Origin of the sequence: Bacteroides sp. 1001302B_160321_D4, from assembly GCF_015667765.1 — a bacterium.
Classification (GTDB): domain Bacteria; phylum Bacteroidota; class Bacteroidia; order Bacteroidales; family Bacteroidaceae; genus Bacteroides; species Bacteroides xylanisolvens.
This window is the reverse complement of record NZ_JADPLO010000025.1, coordinates 16,765-33,752: the sequence shown is the minus strand read 5'-3', so window position 1 is coordinate 33,752 and position 16,988 is coordinate 16,765. Positions and strand designations below refer to the sequence as shown.

The window sequence follows — 16,988 nt, the reverse complement described above, 5'->3', positions numbered from 1 at the left end:
TGCGCTATTATTAGAATTTAATTTCAAAACCTGCAGATAACGATTTCATAATTGGGTACGCAGCCCCTGTAGTATTTTCGACTTCCGGATCCCACAAATCAAATTTTGAGAATGTTAAAAGATTTGTTCCTCTCACGAAAAGACGAATGCCTGATATAACTGTAGTATTTCTCCACAAATTCTTTGGTAAGGAATAACCAAGTTCAATGTTTTTTAAACGTAAAAAACTCATATTCCGCAGCCACCATGTAGATGGTTGGTTATTATTACTATTTATACCGTCATCCAATCGCGGATAAAATACGTTCTGACTTGGGTTGTCTACAGTCCAACGATCATTTGCATTAGTAAACATATTGCCTGTCACTCCTCTATTGGCACCCGGAATAATGCTTGATCCTAAAATATTCCAACTACGACCTATTCCTTGAAAGAGAGCTCCAAAATCTAGATCCTTATATTTCATATTCAGTCCAAAGCCATATACTATCTCCGGATCTTTTGTTCCTCCGATTGGCGATTTATCAAATACGTCCACTTTACCATCACCATTGACATCCCTGTATCTGATATCTCCCGGGCGGAGTTTGCTTACAAAACTTTGAGTCGGAATTCCTTCTTTCAGTTTACCTGTACTTACGTCTTCAAAATCGTCTTCTGTAAACAAACCTTCTGCTATATAGCCAGTTAATTGCCCTACCGGATGTCCTGTTTCAGCACGGTTAGTACCAACTACTGCACTAGGTTCATCCTTTTCTGTTATTTCATTATGAGCATAGGTAAATGTTCCCATTAAGCTGACAAATAAGTCTTTGCCAAACTGTTTATTAACATTTAAGGAAACTTCTACACCCTGATTAGTCACTTTTCCAAAATTCTTCCAAGGCTGCTTCATAAATCCAGCCGTCATCGGAACAGACTCACGTGGCATAAATATATCTTTACGGCGTTCGTCGAAATAATCTAATTGCAAATCAATCATACCATTCAGGAAACCTAGCTCAACCCCCAAATTCATCTTATTAACAATCTCCCACGTCAAATCTTGTACAGCAAACTCACCTTCCGCCATACCAGTTAAACCATAACTACTATCCAATCCCCATTTATACATGTTTAATGTATCATAGTCATCGGTAATTGTAGAAAGGTACGCAAAACGGCGTCCACCTAAATTAGCATTACCTACCTGACCATAAGACGCACGCAATTTCAATTTAGATATGACCTTACGCAATGGTTGCATAAATGCCTCTTCCGATACAATCCAGCCAATTGCTCCTGAAGGGAAAAAGCCATAACGTTTACCTTTGGCAAAATTTTCAGAGCCATTATAGCCAAAATTAAATTCACCTACATATTTACCCGAATAGGTATAAGATGCACGTCCTGCCAATCCCTGATTACGGTAAGGCAACTTGCTTCCATCATCATAATTACGACGATTAAACAATAACATTGCAGCAACGGAATGTTTCTCTGCGAATGTACGGTCATAAGACAAAGTTGCTTCCATATATACGCTCTTATTTCCATAGTCACCGCTTTTTGAGTAATCCAAGAAATTAGTACCATTGGATTTTGATGCTATAATCAAATTACCTTCATCATCACGTCCTGTAGCAGGTACATAATAATCCGGTGTCTTTCCACGAGAAACAGTACCTGAAGAAAACCTGTCAAATGAGAATGTACCTTTTACTTTCAATCCCGGAAGTAAGAATTTCAAATCTTGTTCTACAGAAAACAGTGTTTCAATCTTACTGTCGCTTCTTCTTTTATATCCACTTTGAGTAGCCCATGCCCAAACGTTTGGCTCCTCTGTTGTCGGTATCTGTCCACTGGAATACTGTGCAGGGAAAGCATGAGGTACAGCAACGAACGCTTTCTGGAAAATTTGAGATACATCTTTCGTTGTAGAATTTCTATCTTGCAAATATCCACCAATATTAAAACGTAATTGCGTAGTAGGACTTAATTTCAAATCCACATTAGAACGAACGTTATAACGTTGCAATTTAATAGTAGGATCCCAATCATAGCTTTTATCACGTTTCAAAATACCACGTTCATTATACGCAGCAGCAACAAAAGAATAACGTAATGTCTCTGTACCACCAGAAATATCTACTGTTACACGCTGATTCGAAGCATAATCATTTGCGATTGCATCCATCCAATTCACGTCCGGATATAAATCAGGGTCATAACCTGCACGAGTTTTTGCAATACGATCTGTATATTTAGGCTGTTGTCCTGTATCCATCAAGATATCATCCAAAACCTGCATATAATCTGCCGCACCCAAATACTCGGGAAGTTTAACTGGCTGTGTAGCTGCAAATTCAGCCTTTACAGTCACACGAGGTTTACCAACTTGTCCGCGTTTTGTATTAATTAAAATAACACCATTAGCTCCCCGCACTCCATAAACAGCACTTGCAGCAGCATCTTTCAACACAGAAAAAGATTCTATCTCTTCAGGATCAATATTATTCAAATCGCGTTCTATACCATCAATCAAAACCAATGGGTTTTGTCCGGCATCCTGGAATGTACTAATACCACGAATCCAGAAAGAAGAATTATCATATCCCGGTTCACCAGAACGTTGCACAGCTAATACACCGGCAACTGTACCAGCCAGATTATTACTTATTGAACGAGTAGTAGAAACCTTTAACTTAGCAGGCTCAATCGTTGTGATAGAACCAACAACAGACTCTTTCTTTTGTGCGCCATAGGCAACCACTACAACCTCATCTAATTGACCAACATCTTCTACCATTTGTACATTAACAACCTTCCGGTTATTAACTACCTCTTCTTTAGGAACAAAACCAATATAACGGAAAGAAAGCACAGATTTTCTTTCAGGAACAATAATACTATAATTACCATTCATGTCTGTCAATGCATGCACTGTGGAATCATTTTTCAAAATGATTGTTACACCAATCAAAGGCTCACCTTTTTCATCTGAAACGTTACCTGTTACCTTAATACCCTTTTGTTGTATAGTTTGTTGTACTTTAGGAGCTTCTGGCACCGAAATAGTAATTTGTCTTCCCGACATCTTATAATTCAGTCCTGTCTCTGAGAACAACTCTTTTAATACAGCATCTATTTTCTTATTGGAAACTGAAATGGAGACTTTGTTATTCAGATTTTTCTGAACATTAGCAGAGTAAATAAAAATATACTTACTATGTTTTTCGATATAATCTAAAATATCTTTAACTGTAACATTCTCATACTGTACTGAGAATAAATCTTCTTCGGAATTCCAACTAATAGAATTAGTACCGAATGAAGAGAATGGAATCATAAAAAAGACGTTTATAATGCAAAAAAGCTTAAGTCTTTTCTTTAAGTGTAAAAAAATAGTTTTCTTTACCATAAAAATTTCTTTTTAGGTTAACAATTTTGGATTTATTGATTTAACTAGGGAATTACTATCGGGTAAATACGGCAATATTTATCCGATTTTTTTTGTCATAATGGCAGTCTGTTCTTCATAGGCAAACATATTAAAAGATTAATTAAAAAAATTATTTATTTAAATATATACTAGTATCACTTTTTTCGATCGTGAATGGCAGGGTTTGCTGAATACATTCAATCACCTCGTCTATATCATCTTTCAAATCTAATTTCCCATACACTTTTTCTTTACCAATAATTGGATCACATTGAATAGATATACCATAGTAGATGCTTAGTCTTTGAATGATCTGCGACAAATCATTACCATTCAATAACATAATCCCCTCTACCCAACTAATATACTCTGCTACATCAACTTGCTTTTGATAAGCAATTGTACCATTTGCTATATTCAACAGATCATTAGGATTCAAACGTGCTTTCTTTTCATTCTTATCAGTAACTTCTACCGCACCTTCCACCAATACAATATTAGTTGTTCCTCCTTTATAATTCGAGATATTGAACCTCGTTCCTAACACTTGCAGTTTAAAATCATCAGACTCCACTATAAAAGGATGTTTCTTATCATGCGCAACTTCCAGGAAAACTTCTCCTTGGGCATAGATTTTACGAATGTCTCCTTTAAAACAACGAGGATAAATCACTTTTGACTGGGAGTTAACGACCAGCCGAGTCCCATCAGACAATTCTACTCTAGCCCTTTTCCCCGCAGGGACAAGCAACTGATTATATTCTTGTTCCTCTTTGGTTTTCTCTTCTTTCTCTTTTATCACTTGTGAATTGACAGCAACTTTCCCCTCTTTCGAATACTTAATGAAAACATCTTCATCCAAATTAAGCTGTTCCTTGGAAGTAATAAGAGTCACTTCCTCAACAGATTGGCTATCCATTTCTTCAGCAATAGCCTGGAAGTCTAAATTAACACTTCCATTCTGATTAAAAAAATAAATAGTTGAAATACAAATCAAAAAGGAAGCAGCAATAGAAGCTGAAGCAACTAAGAAATATTTCTTTCTGCGCTTCATAGCATCTTTTCGCATCTTTCGTTGAGTCTTCTCTATGATAGAAGATGAATCAATCTTTTCCTGCACACAATTTTCCCAAAAGAATTTCAACTTCTCAGCATCAGGCATAGAAGTAAAATCATCCTCAATATTTTCTTGAGAATTCAATTTACTAAATAAATCTGCGAGACGATGGTATTCTTTCAAGCTCATAATCCTATTTTAATGTTGTTCTATAGATAAAGACGCAACTAAAAAAAAAATCTCCCAGTCAAAAATGATTTTTTTTCATTTTTCGGGTAAAAAGAATAAAAGTGGAGTTAGCTATGTGAAAAAATAAAGCATTAATAAGCAGGAGAGTAAAGGAGAGTAAAAAACTTAGCTCTTGCGAGATTTCATATTCAATCTTTTAGCAATTTCATCTAACGCAAAAGCAATATGGTTATTGATAGTCTTCACTGATATGTTCAACATATCTGCAATATCTTTATAAGGAAGCCCGTCTATTTTTGCTAAGAAAAAGACATGTTTACACTTGGGAGGAAGTTGTTGAATGGCGTCATTAATTTTAGCCATTTCTTCCTTACTAATCATCTCCTCGGCTGGAGATTGAACCGGCTCAAAAATAAAATCTTCGATATCATCAAATGACAATTCATACTTTCCAGTTTCCTTCCGCAAAAAAGAAATCGCTTTTCGATAGGTGATTGTCTGGATCCAAGCATTCATATTGCCAATTTCAGCCAGACTTTTTCTATTTTTCCAAACTTCAAAAAAAACATCACTCACAATCTCTTCAGCTGACTCCTTCTGGCCAAGTAGCGCAAATGTATAGTGATATAAACGCGAAGAATAATGCTCCATAAAACGATTGAAAGCAATTTCATCGCCGTCTACTATTCTACATATTTCATTATTCTCAAGTTTCACAGAAGTATTTATAGATTATTTCCAATTAACAAAATTGAGCCAAATATAGCAGTATCGTATCAATTACGAAAATAAAACACCATAAAAAGGAATTAAAAGTTATCAATTATAGAAAAATGGCTATAATAAAAACATTACCATTTAGCTATAAAAGTCTCTTACTTAGATAACGTACAGGATACCATACGGAGAGAAAACCAACGGCTAAAACTGTGATAAAGATTAATACGACATCCCAAGCGTGAACGCTGACAGGATAGGCATCTACAACAAAAGTACCACCACCGCCTCCCAATGAAATTATACCGAATTTCTGTTGTATAAAACATAGGATTAAGCCCAGGACAATACCGGAAATAGCGCCAAAAAGAGAAATGAGACGTCCTTCAAAGAGGAATATTCGGGAGATGAGTTTATCACTAGCTCCAAGACTCCGCAAAGTTACTACATCATCCTTCTTATCCAAGATCAACATAGAAAGAGAGCCTATCACATTAAAACAGGCTATCATTAAAATAAAAGTGAGGAACAAATAAGAGATTAGTTTCTCTATCTCCATAATACGGAAAACATCTGCCTGCTGCTGATAACGATTCTGAACAACAAAATCATCACCTAGTATGTTTTCTATTTTAGATTGTACCGATGAAGTATTTACATTAGGTTTCAATTTCAATTCCATCGCAGAGACTTCTGTTGTATAATCCAGAAGCTGACGAAGAAAATCAAGAGAAGTCAGAATATATTTTCCATCATATTCTTGCTGATTCACCACAAATACGACACCTGGAGAATACAGATAATCACGGTTAAAAGAAGCGCCTGGATTTGCCATGTTCACTTTGGCATTTCGCTTGGGAAGATATACCTGAAGAGGATCGACAAACTCCAAACCAGTTCCCAAAGTCGCAACCAATTCCACTCCCATGACGCCATAATTCACGATCGAATCATGAAGAACGAATTCTCCCGCGCCATAAAGTATGCTGTCTATGGCCGTCAACTCTTCAAAATTATCTTCCACCCCTTTTAGTACAACCATAGCCTGACGGTCCTTGTATTGCACCATTGCATTCTCTTCGAGCGTCTCTGTAAACACTTCCACTTCAGGAAGCTCACAAACGGCACGAATCCGTTCATCTTGTGCATCAAAGACTTTTCCTTCACGGACCGTAATTTTCAACTGCGGATCAAAAGCCGTAAAAAAGCTGGCCACCATATCCTGAAAACCATTAAAAACAGAAAGAGTGCAAACCAAAGCAAGCGTAGCAAGAGCCACTCCACATACGGAAATGCCGGATATGATATTAATAGCATTATGCTTTTTCTTTGAAAAAAGATAACGCCTGGCTATATAAAAAGGGAAGTTCACCTCTGCAATGAGTTATTTCACTTCAGCAATGAATCTATTTTCTCAATATAATCCAATGAATCATCCACGAAGAATTTCAGTTCAGGAATGATACGTAGCTGGTGACGTACACGAGTCCCAAGCTCATAACGAATGGATTTCATATTGTTATTGATATTCTTCACCATCTCTTCTGCTTTCTCTGAAGGAAAAACACTGAGGTAGACACGGGCAATACTCATATCAGGACTGATGCGAACTGCGCTAACAGAGACCAATGTACCCGGCATGGACTTTGTTTGAAGCAGGAATATCTCACTTAGCTCTTTCTGCAACAGGCGAGATATCTTATTCTGTCTGGTTGTTTCCATAAAGTTATTTACTGTTTTACAATTTACTACTTATTATTTTCTTCCTTATGATCGTTAATCCGTCACGCAAAGGAAGTATTACTTTTTCCACTCGCACATCTTGTGCTACCAAATCATTAAAGGCTTTAATACCAATTGTTTGAGCGTCCGTATTGCGAGGCTGTTCAAGCACATGCCCGTCCCACAAAGTATTATCAGCAATGATATATCCGCCTTCGGAAAGATACGCCAATGTCATCTCGTAGTATTCAATATACTTACGTTTATCGCCATCAATAAAAGCCATATCAAAAGTAACACCTAAACGCGGAACAAGTTCTAAAGCATCACCTATATAAAAACGAATTTTATCAGCAAACGGTGATTTCTCCAGCCATGGACGGGTAAAGTCCTCTTGTTCATCATTGATCTCAAACGTATGCAACAGTCCACCTTCCGGCAGACCTTCCGCCAAACAAAGGGCGGAGTAGCCGCTATACGTTCCGATTTCCAATATCTGACGAGGCTGAATCATTTCTACAAACATCTTCAGCATCCGTCCCTGCAAATGCCCGGAAGCCATACGAGGACGAAGGAGCTTTATATGCGTATCCCGATAGAGCGATTTCAAGTAATCGCTCTCGGGATCAATATGCTGCAAAATATATTCGTCTATCGATTCGGTTTCCTGCATAAAACTTACCTCTCTAAAAATTAAAGATAACGGTTGTTGTTAGGTAATACAGTCTCCTCTGCATGCTTCAAAGCATCTTCCACTACATTGATTTCGAGGAATGAGGTCTTTGTTCCTGCCTTACCACTACTTAAATAACCTACCATATCGGAAGGCTGCAAACGGCCTTCTTTCAACAGACGACGCAATGCCGCAAAGTAATATTGCTGTCCGTTAGCCAATTCCGGCATATAGATAGCTTCCACACCATAAGACAAAGCCAAATGACGCATTGTCTTTTCTTTATAGCAGATAGCCAGCACTGGATACTTTCCACGGAAAGCAGCCAGATTACGAGCAGTGCGTCCGCTATAACTATCAGTGATAATAGCACGTATTTTTAGCTTAGAAGTAGCTTTTACTGCTTGTTTAGCAAGGAACGCCGTAACATCATTACTATTCTCATCTAACGGAATACGGATATCATTTTCTTCCAGTTTATCTTTTTCTGCCTGAGCCGCAATTTTAGTCATCGTTTTCACCGCTTCTACCGGATACTTACCATAAGCGGTTTCTCCGCTCAACATCAAAGCATCTGTACGATAGTAGATTGCATTGGCAATATCAGTCACTTCCGCACGAGTCGGACGAGGATTATTTATCATTGTATGGAGCATTTGAGTAGCAACAATTACCGGCTTCTTTGCCAGAATACACTTGCGAATCAATACACGCTGGATTCCCGGAATACGTTCTTGAGGCACTTCGATACCCAAGTCACCACGGGCAACCATTACGCCATCTGCCACTTCCAGGATTTCATCGATATTATCCACCCCTTCCTGATTCTCAATCTTAGCAATAATCTTAATATCACTATTATGTGCATCCAGAATTTCACGTATGTCAAGTACATCCTGACGGTTGCGTACGAAAGAGTGAGCGATAAAATCAATATCCTTTTCGATAGCATAAAGAATATTGTTACGGTCTTTTTCCGTTAATGAAGGAAGATTGATGCGAACACCCGGGACATTTACGCTTTTACGGCTTCCCAAAGTAGCATCGTTCTTAACTTCACACAGCAAATAACCATCCGTCTTATCAATAACTTCCAGTTCCAGATCGCCATCATCAATCAGAATCGTACCGCCGATATTCAGGTCAGACACAAAGTTCGGATATGAAACAGCAATACACTCACGAGTTGTTTCCAAATCCGGATTACCTACAATCTTTACTTTCTCTCCTATTTTATATGGAATCGGCTCTGCATTAGCCGTCGTACGAACTTCCGGACCTTTTGTATCCATCAAAATCGCAATACGGTTGGACACAGCACGTACATTTGCAATCAAAGCTTCAAAACCTTCACGGCTAGCGTGCGCTGTATTCATACGCACTACATTCATCCCAGCTTCAAACAACTGTTTTATAAAATCCACATCACAACGTCTATCCGAGATGGAAGCCACAATCTTAGTCTGTTTCAATAACATAGTCTTTCTACCTATTATATATTATTACCTTATTTATTATCTATCCAATAAAGCCTCCAAAGCCAAACGGTACGAATTTAGCCCAAAGCCACAAATCACTCCTTTACAAGCACAAGCAATCATCGATACGTGCCGGAAAGACTCGCGACTATGCACATTGGAAATATGCACCTCAATCACCGGAGATGTCACAGAACGAATAGCATCCTGCAAAGCTATGGAAGTATGTGTATACGCACCTGCATTCAAGATTATACCATCCACATCAAATCCCACCTGCTGTATGCAGTCTATCATTTCTCCCTCGATGTTCGATTGAAAATAGTCGATCTCCACGTCAACGTATCTTTTGCGAAGATCAGCCAAGTAATCTTCAAATGTAACGCTTCCGTAAATGGAAGGTTCACGCTTACCCAACAGATTAATATTCGGGCCATTAATAATTTGTATCTTCATCGCGCAATCCTGTTTTTTTATACCTTTGTATCTGAAAGAATGTGCAAAGGTAGAAAAAAGAAATGGAAATCAACGAAAAAAAGCATAAGAAGGAACAACAAGAGCTGATAATCAGGAAGTATCAGCAGTATCTCAAACTGGAAAAGTCCTTATCTCTTAATACGCTGGATGCCTATCTGACGGATCTGGACAAACTGATGAGCTTTCTGACATTGGAAGGGATTTACGTATTGGACGTATGCCTGTCCGATCTTCAACGTTTTGCGGCCGGATTACATGACATCGGTATTCATCCCCGTTCACAAGCCCGCATTTTATCAGGAATCAAATCATTCTTCCGTTTTCTCATCCTCGAAAACTATCTGGAAGCAGACCCCAGTGAACTATTAGAAGGCCCTAAAATAGGTTTCAAACTTCCTGAAGTACTGACTGTGGAGGAAATTGACCGGATTATCTCCGCCGTCGACCGCAGCAAAGCTGAAGGACAGCGAAACAGAGCTATTTTAGAAACACTATACAGCTGCGGACTTCGGGTATCAGAACTTATCACCCTTAAACTATCCGACCTCTATTTTGATGAAGGCTTTATCAAAGTAGAAGGAAAAGGAAGCAAACAACGACTCGTACCGATCTCCCCCCGGGCCATTAATGAAATAAAGCTTTACATCACAGACCGTAACCAGATTGAAGTGAAAAAAGGGCATGAGGATTTCGTTTTCGTCAGTCAGCGGAGAGGCAAAGGTCTTTCCCGAATTATGATCTTTCATATGATAAAAGAATTAGCACAAAAAGCGGGCATTACCAAAAACATCAGTCCGCACACTTTCCGGCACTCCTTTGCCACTCATTTACTGGAAGGTGGAGCTAATTTGAGAGCCATTCAATGTATGCTCGGACATGAATCCATTGCGACAACGGAAATCTATACCCACATCGACCGCAATATGCTTCGTAGTGAGATTATCGAGCATCACCCACGAAATATCAAGTATAGGAAAGAAAAAGAGGAGTTATTTCATTAAATTATGATAAAATCGCCCCCTTATCTATATAATTATATTAAGAATTAATATCTTTGCGTTACTTTTTCTGTGTGAGCAGAAGGAGGTTGGCAAATAGACGATATTTCAATTACAAACATTTAATTTATACCTAAAATGACTAAGAAGTTGTACTTGCCTTTACTCATGGCAATGGTTGTTGCATTATTCTCTTCTTGCAGCAAAAAAATGGGTGAATTGTCAGCTGATTACTTCACTGTTACTCCGCAAGTGCTGGAGGCAGTAGGTGGTAAAGTTCCTGCGACCATCAATGGTAAATTTCCTGAAAAGTATTTCAACAAAAAAGCGGTTGTAGAAGTTACTCCGGTTTTGAAATGGAATGGCGGCGAAGCTAAAGGCCAACCAGCTACTTTCCAAGGTGAAAAAGTGGAAGGTAACGACCAGACTATCTCTTACAAGATGGGCGGTAGCTACACGATGAAAACTTCTTTTGACTATGTTCCTGAAATGGCTAAGTCAGAATTGTATCTGGAATTCAAAGCTACTATCGGAAAGAAAGTGGTAACTATTCCTGCTGTGAAAATAGCTGATGGTGTAATCTCTACTTCTGAATTAGTAAACAATACATTAGGTAACGCTAACCCTGCATTGGGCGAAGACGCTTTCCAACGTATCATCAAAGAAAAACACGATGCCAACATCATGTTCTTGATCCAACAAGCTAACATTCGTTCCAGCGAATTGAAGACTGCTAAAGAATTCAACAAAGAAGTAGCTAACGTTAACGAAGCTGCTAACAAGAAGATCAGCAACATCGAAGTTTCTGCATACGCTTCTCCTGATGGTGGTGTAAGCTTGAATACTACTCTTGCTGAAAACCGTGAAGGCAACACAACTAAGATGTTGAGCAAAGACCTGAAGAAAGCAAAAATCGATGCTCCGATCGATGCTAAATATACTGCACAGGACTGGGAAGGTTTCCAAGAACTGGTTTCTAAATCTAACATCCAAGACAAAGAGTTGATTCTCCGCGTTATTGCAATGTACCAAGATCCTGCTCAAAGAGAAAGCGAAATCAAAAACATCTCTGCTGTATACAAAGAATTGGCTAACACAATTCTTCCTCAATTGCGTCGTTCTCGTTTGACTTTAAACTATGAAATCATCGGTAAGTCTGACGAAGAAATCGCTAAGTTGGCTTCTTCTAATCCTTCTGAACTGAACGTAGAAGAATTGCTGTATGCTGCTACACTAACTAGCGATCCTGCTAAACAAGAAGCTATCTATGCTCAAGCTACCAAACAATTCCCGAACGATTACCGTGGTTATAACAACTTGGGTAAATTAGCTTACCAAGCCGGTAACATTGACAAAGCAGAATCTTACTTCAAGAAAGCTGCCAGCGTTAATGCTACTCCTGAAGTTAACATGAACTTAGGTTTGATCTCTTTGATGAAGGGTGACAAAGCTGCTGCAGAAGCATACTTCGGTAAAGCTGCCGGCACAAAAGAACTTGGCGAATCTATGGGTAACCTGTACATCGCTCAAGGTCAATATGAAAGAGCAGTAAACTCATTCGGTGACTCTAAGACTAACAGTGCTGCTTTGGCTCAAATCCTTGCTAAGGACTACAACAAAGCTAAAAACACATTGGCTAACGTAACAAGACCTGATGCTTACACTGACTACCTGATGGCAGTTTTAGGTGCTAGAACTAATAATTCTTCTATGGTAACAAGCAGCTTGAAGAGCGCAGTTGCTAAAGATTCTTCATTAGCTAAGAAAGCAGCTACTGACTTGGAATTTGCTAAATTCTTCACAAATGCAGATTTCATGAACATCATTAAATAAGAGAATTATCACTCTATTTTAAATATTAAGAATTGCCTGTCATTATAAATGACGGGCAATTCTTTTTTTTTATCTGTAAAAACCGTACTTTCGCAGAAAAGAAATCAAAGCAATGAAAAAGAGTAGCATTTTAATCCTCATAATCATTTGTCTATGCAGTTGTGGTAAATCTTCAAAGAAGGTTAGCATAACCGGGGAAATCAAAGGTCTGGGCACAGATACGCTTTATCTGTATGGGATGGACGAATCATTCGACCGGATAGATACCATTTTCGCGAAGAACGATAAATTCTCTTATACAGCTTCAATAGACACCATTACTTCTGCCTTTTTACTTATTGACAATCAGACAGAATATCCAATCTTCCTTGACAAAGGAAATCAGATCAAAATAAAAGGAGATATCAATCACCCGGAATATCTGGATATCAATGGTAATATATATAATGAAGAGTTTACAAACTTTCAGAAAGAACTAAATAGCCTGCCTACCCCATCCGAGAAAGATTTAGAGCAAAAAGCAGAAGAATTCATCATGAAGCATCATTCTTCTTTTGTCAGCCTCTACTTGTTGGATAAATACTTTGTTCAGAAAGATTCGCCCGATTTCAACAAAATAAAGAAGCTAATTGAAGTCATGACAGGAATATTGCAAGACAAGCTGTATATCGAACAACTCAATGAAGCCATCTCACTGGCAGAGAAAACAGAAACAGGGAAATATGCTCCCTTCTTCAGTCTATCTAACATAAAAGGGGAAAAAATTACCCGGTCATCAGAAGATTTCAAGAAAAAGAACCTGTTAATCAACTTTTGGGCTTCATGGGGAGATAGCATTTCCAATCATCGAAGCAATACCGAGTTAAAAGAGATCTATCAGAAATATAAGAAAAACAAACATATAGCCATGCTCGGTATCTCCCTTGACATGGATAAACAAGAATGGCAAGATGCTATAAAACGTGATACGCTCAATTGGGAACAAGTCTGTGATTTTGGCGGACTAAATTCCGAAGTAGCCAAACAATACACCATCAAGCAAGTTCCCAGCAACATTCTTCTGTCGGCAGACGGTAAGATTCTCGCGAAAAACCTCAAAGGAGAACAATTGAAGAAGAAAATTGAGGAAGTAGTCACTGCTGCTGAAGAAAAGGAAAAACAAGACAATAAGAAGAAAAAATAATCAATAATCAAACGTGTTAATTAAAGTATTCGGAGCGGCTGTTCAAGGGATTGATGCAACACTCATCACAATCGAAGTTAACAGCTCGCGCGGCTGTATGTTCTATCTCGTCGGCCTTCCGGATTCTGCGGTCAAAGAAAGCCATCAACGTATTATTTCCGCATTGCTGGTAAATGGCTATAAAATGCCCACTAGCAATATAGTAGTTAATATGGCACCAGCCGACATCCGAAAAGAGGGTTCAGCTTATGACTTGCCTCTTGCCATCGGATTGTTAGGAGCTAACGAAACAATCTCTTCCGAGAAGTTTTCCCGCTATTTGTTAATGGGCGAACTAAGTCTGGACGGAAGTATACAACCTATCAAAGGTGCGCTTCCCATTGCTATCAAAGCGCGCGAAGATGGTTTCGAAGGACTAATCATCCCCCAACAAAACGCACGGGAAGCTGCCGTTGTCAATCAATTAAAAGTATACGGAGTCAGTAATATCAAGGAGGTCATCGAATTCTTCAATAATGAACGCGAATTAGAGTCGACTGTTGTTAATACACGGGAAGAATTCTATCAACAACAGACGAACTGTGACTTGGATTTTGCAGATGTTAAAGGGCAAGAGAATGTAAAAAGGGCACTAGAAGTTGCAGCAGCCGGAGGGCATAACTTAATAATGGTAGGTGCTCCGGGTAGCGGTAAATCGATGATGGCCAAACGCCTTCCTTCCATTCTTCCTCCTCTTTCACTGGGTGAAAGTCTGGAAACCACCAAGATACATTCAGTTGCCGGACAACTGAAACGCGGTTCATCATTGATTTCCCAACGCCCATTCCGCGACCCTCACCACACAATTTCCCAGGTGGCGATGGTTGGCGGAGGTAGTTTTCCACAACCCGGAGAAATCAGTCTGGCACATAATGGGGTGCTTTTTTTAGATGAATTGCCGGAATTCAACCGAGGAGTGCTGGAAGTGTTGCGTCAACCATTGGAAGACCGCCAGATCACCATTTCCCGCATCAAAAGTACTATCAGCTATCCGGCCAATCTGATGCTGATCGCGTCCATGAACCCTTGTCCATGCGGATACTACAATCATCCGACAAAAGCATGCGTATGCAGTCCCGGGCAAGTACAGAAATACCTGAATAAAATATCCGGTCCGTTATTAGATCGTATTGACATTCAGATAGAGATTGTTCCCGTACCTTTTGATAAGATTTCCGACCAAAGACAAGGGGAACCGAGCAGTATCATTCGGCAACGAGTGATAAAAGCCCGCCAAATGCAGGAAAGACGATATGCCGAATGTACGGGTGTCTATTGTAATGCACAGATGAACAGCAGACTGCTCGCCATGTATGCCCGACCGGACGAAAAAGGACTGGCGCTATTAAAGAGTGCTATGGAGCGACTGAACTTGTCTGCCCGAGCCTACGACCGAATCCTAAAAGTAGCCCGTACAATAGCCGACCTGGAAGGAATGGAGCAAATACGACCGAGCCATCTGGCAGAAGCTATCAGTTATCGGAATCTCGATAGAGAGAATTGGGCAGGATAATTGCAGCGAACATCATACAGAATGAAATTATTTCATCGTCAACGCTATCTTTTTTCATATATTTGTTTTACATTTGTGACAAACAAATATGAAATAAATATGAAAACATCAATCACAAGTCTTTTAATGATATTTTGTTTCAGCATACTGACCTATGCACAAACTCCTCAAGACAGAGCCACTGAATTAAAGGAACAAGCGCAGAGCAGCCTTCATCAAAAAGATTACATCAAAGCGCGTTACTTATTTAAAAAAGCATACGAAGCTTTTGCAGCCCGCGAGAACTATCCACAAGCCATCGAATGTGGCGTTCAAGCCAATGCGCTATATGTCAGAGAGAACTTCTACAAAGAAGGGTTCGAACTTTGTCGCGATATGGATCAACTTATATGGGCCGGAGAACAAAATCAGAAAAAAGTCTTTCATAACCTGCGCTTCCTCGTAAGCAAGGAGCGGTTGCAGATGTACACTGCACTCAAGAATCCGGCACAGGCCAAAATTCAACTGAACAAACTGGAGGAAACGGCCAATCTTGCCAAAAACGACTCGTTAACGGAGACATTACTATATACAAAAGCCAACTATTATTATACTTTCAATCAGAACGCACAAGGCGATGCCTGTTTCCGCAAACTTATCAGCCAATATAAGGAAAAGAAAAACTATGAAAAAGTGAGTGAGTGCTACAAGAATCTTATCGGCATCGCCCGCAAAGCCAATAATGCCCCCTTGATGGAGCGTACCTACGAAAGTTACATTGTCTGGACGGACTCCGTAAAAGCATTGACAGCTCAAGACGAACTAAATGTATTGAAGAGAAAATACGATGAGAGTCTACAGACAATACAGGAAAAAGAGGATACGCTATCTGCCAAACAGTATATTATTATAGGTCTCTGCGCCCTTGTGGTTATCCTTATAGCCGGATTAGTCATACTGGCTGTCATATTGCTGAAATTCATCGCCGGCAATCGTAAATTAAAGAAAAGCGTGAAGATAGCCAATGAGCATAATGAATTAAAAACCAAATTCATACAAAACATATCTTCGCAAATGGAGCCTACCCTGAATACATTGGCCCATTCGGCAGAAGAGCTGTTGCAGAAAGCTCCTCAAGAAGCCGGCCAGATGCAGGGACAAGTGGCCGCTCTGAAAAAATTCAGCGACGACATTCAGGAACTGTCTTCTTTAGAGAACTCATTGACTGAGTTCTATGAACTAGGAGAAATCAATGTAGGAACTTTCTGCGAAAATGTGATGGATAAGGCTAAGGAGTATATAAAAACAGAGGTTACTCCGTCGGTCAATGCACCGAAGCTTCAAGTAAAAACAAACAAGGAACAACTGGAACGTATTCTTCTCTACCTACTAAGAAACGCCGCCATCTATACCGAACAAGGACGCATCAGCCTCGAATTCAAGAAACGTGGCGCACACACGCATCAGTTTATCGTGACGGATACAGGAACAGGTATTCCGGCAGAACAACAGGAAAATCTTTTCAAACCTTTCACGGAAGTGAAAGACCTCACTACAGGAGATGGACTAGGGCTGCCGATCTGTTCACTTATCGCTGCAAAAATGAATGGTAGCCTGACGCTAGATACAGGCTATACCAAAGGAACCCGTTTTATCCTGGAGCTTCACGTGTAGGTTTTGCATATACAAGACTATTTGTATCATTAGTC

General features: G+C 39.3%; 13 protein-coding genes. 5 read left to right on the top strand and 8 right to left on the bottom strand.

Annotated elements, in window-relative coordinates:
- Positions 1 to 10: 10 nt before the first annotated feature.
- The 8 genes from KFO40_RS11590 to aroQ form a co-directional block, all read right to left on the bottom strand.
- Positions 11 to 3,400: a TonB-dependent receptor gene (locus tag KFO40_RS11590; RefSeq protein WP_049701336.1), complete on the bottom strand. Its 3,390-nt coding sequence runs from the start codon at positions 3,398 to 3,400 to the stop codon at positions 11 to 13.
- A gap of 151 nt (positions 3,401 to 3,551) precedes the next feature.
- On the bottom strand, positions 3,552 to 4,667 hold the full coding sequence (locus tag KFO40_RS11585) for a FecR family protein (protein WP_211146380.1): 1,116 nt from the start codon (positions 4,665 to 4,667) through the stop codon (positions 3,552 to 3,554).
- 165 nt (positions 4,668 to 4,832) lie between these two features.
- A complete protein-coding gene (locus KFO40_RS11580) occupies positions 4,833 to 5,384 on the bottom strand; it encodes an RNA polymerase sigma factor (RefSeq protein WP_008642439.1) in 552 nt (183 codons plus the stop codon).
- A 145-nt stretch (positions 5,385 to 5,529) separates the two neighbouring features.
- Positions 5,530 to 6,756 (bottom strand): FtsX-like permease family protein, encoded by a 1,227-nt coding sequence (locus KFO40_RS11575; RefSeq protein WP_087317352.1) that lies wholly within the window; start codon positions 6,754 to 6,756, stop codon positions 5,530 to 5,532.
- 17 nt (positions 6,757 to 6,773) lie between these two features.
- On the bottom strand, positions 6,774 to 7,106 hold the full coding sequence (rbfA, locus tag KFO40_RS11570; RefSeq protein WP_004296522.1) for a 30S ribosome-binding factor RbfA: 333 nt from the start codon (positions 7,104 to 7,106) through the stop codon (positions 6,774 to 6,776).
- A 16-nt stretch (positions 7,107 to 7,122) separates the two neighbouring features.
- Positions 7,123 to 7,779, bottom strand: a complete 657-nt coding sequence (locus tag KFO40_RS11565; protein ID WP_211146379.1) for an O-methyltransferase — start codon at positions 7,777 to 7,779, stop codon at positions 7,123 to 7,125.
- A gap of 20 nt (positions 7,780 to 7,799) precedes the next feature.
- Positions 7,800 to 9,257: a pyruvate kinase gene (gene pyk, locus KFO40_RS11560; RefSeq protein ID WP_008023274.1), complete on the bottom strand. Its 1,458-nt coding sequence runs from the start codon at positions 9,255 to 9,257 to the stop codon at positions 7,800 to 7,802.
- 36 nt (positions 9,258 to 9,293) lie between these two features.
- A complete protein-coding gene (aroQ, locus tag KFO40_RS11555) occupies positions 9,294 to 9,713 on the bottom strand; it encodes a type II 3-dehydroquinate dehydratase (RefSeq protein ID WP_004311171.1) in 420 nt (139 codons plus the stop codon).
- Positions 9,714 to 9,775: 62 nt separating this feature from the next.
- Between aroQ and xerD the strand changes: the two genes are divergently transcribed.
- The 5 genes from xerD (at position 9,776) to KFO40_RS11530 (ending at position 16,953) form a co-directional block, all read left to right on the top strand.
- Positions 9,776 to 10,735 carry a site-specific tyrosine recombinase XerD gene (xerD, locus tag KFO40_RS11550; RefSeq protein ID WP_004317151.1) on the top strand — a complete coding sequence of 320 codons (960 nt, stop codon included), beginning with the start codon at positions 9,776 to 9,778 and terminating at the stop codon, positions 10,733 to 10,735.
- Positions 10,736 to 10,870: 135 nt separating this feature from the next.
- Positions 10,871 to 12,565, top strand: coding sequence for a tetratricopeptide repeat protein (locus KFO40_RS11545; RefSeq protein WP_162613576.1), 1,695 nt, complete (start codon positions 10,871 to 10,873; stop codon positions 12,563 to 12,565).
- A 112-nt stretch (positions 12,566 to 12,677) separates the two neighbouring features.
- Entirely contained in the window at positions 12,678 to 13,748 is a 1,071-nt protein-coding gene (locus KFO40_RS11540) for a TlpA disulfide reductase family protein (protein ID WP_087322162.1), read from the top strand.
- Positions 13,749 to 13,761: 13 nt separating this feature from the next.
- Complete coding sequence (locus tag KFO40_RS11535) at positions 13,762 to 15,300, top strand: YifB family Mg chelatase-like AAA ATPase (RefSeq protein WP_087322160.1); 1,539 nt, start codon at positions 13,762 to 13,764, stop codon at positions 15,298 to 15,300.
- A 99-nt stretch (positions 15,301 to 15,399) separates the two neighbouring features.
- Positions 15,400 to 16,953: a sensor histidine kinase gene (locus tag KFO40_RS11530; protein ID WP_049702209.1), complete on the top strand. Its 1,554-nt coding sequence runs from the start codon at positions 15,400 to 15,402 to the stop codon at positions 16,951 to 16,953.
- Positions 16,954 to 16,988 lie beyond the last annotated feature (35 nt).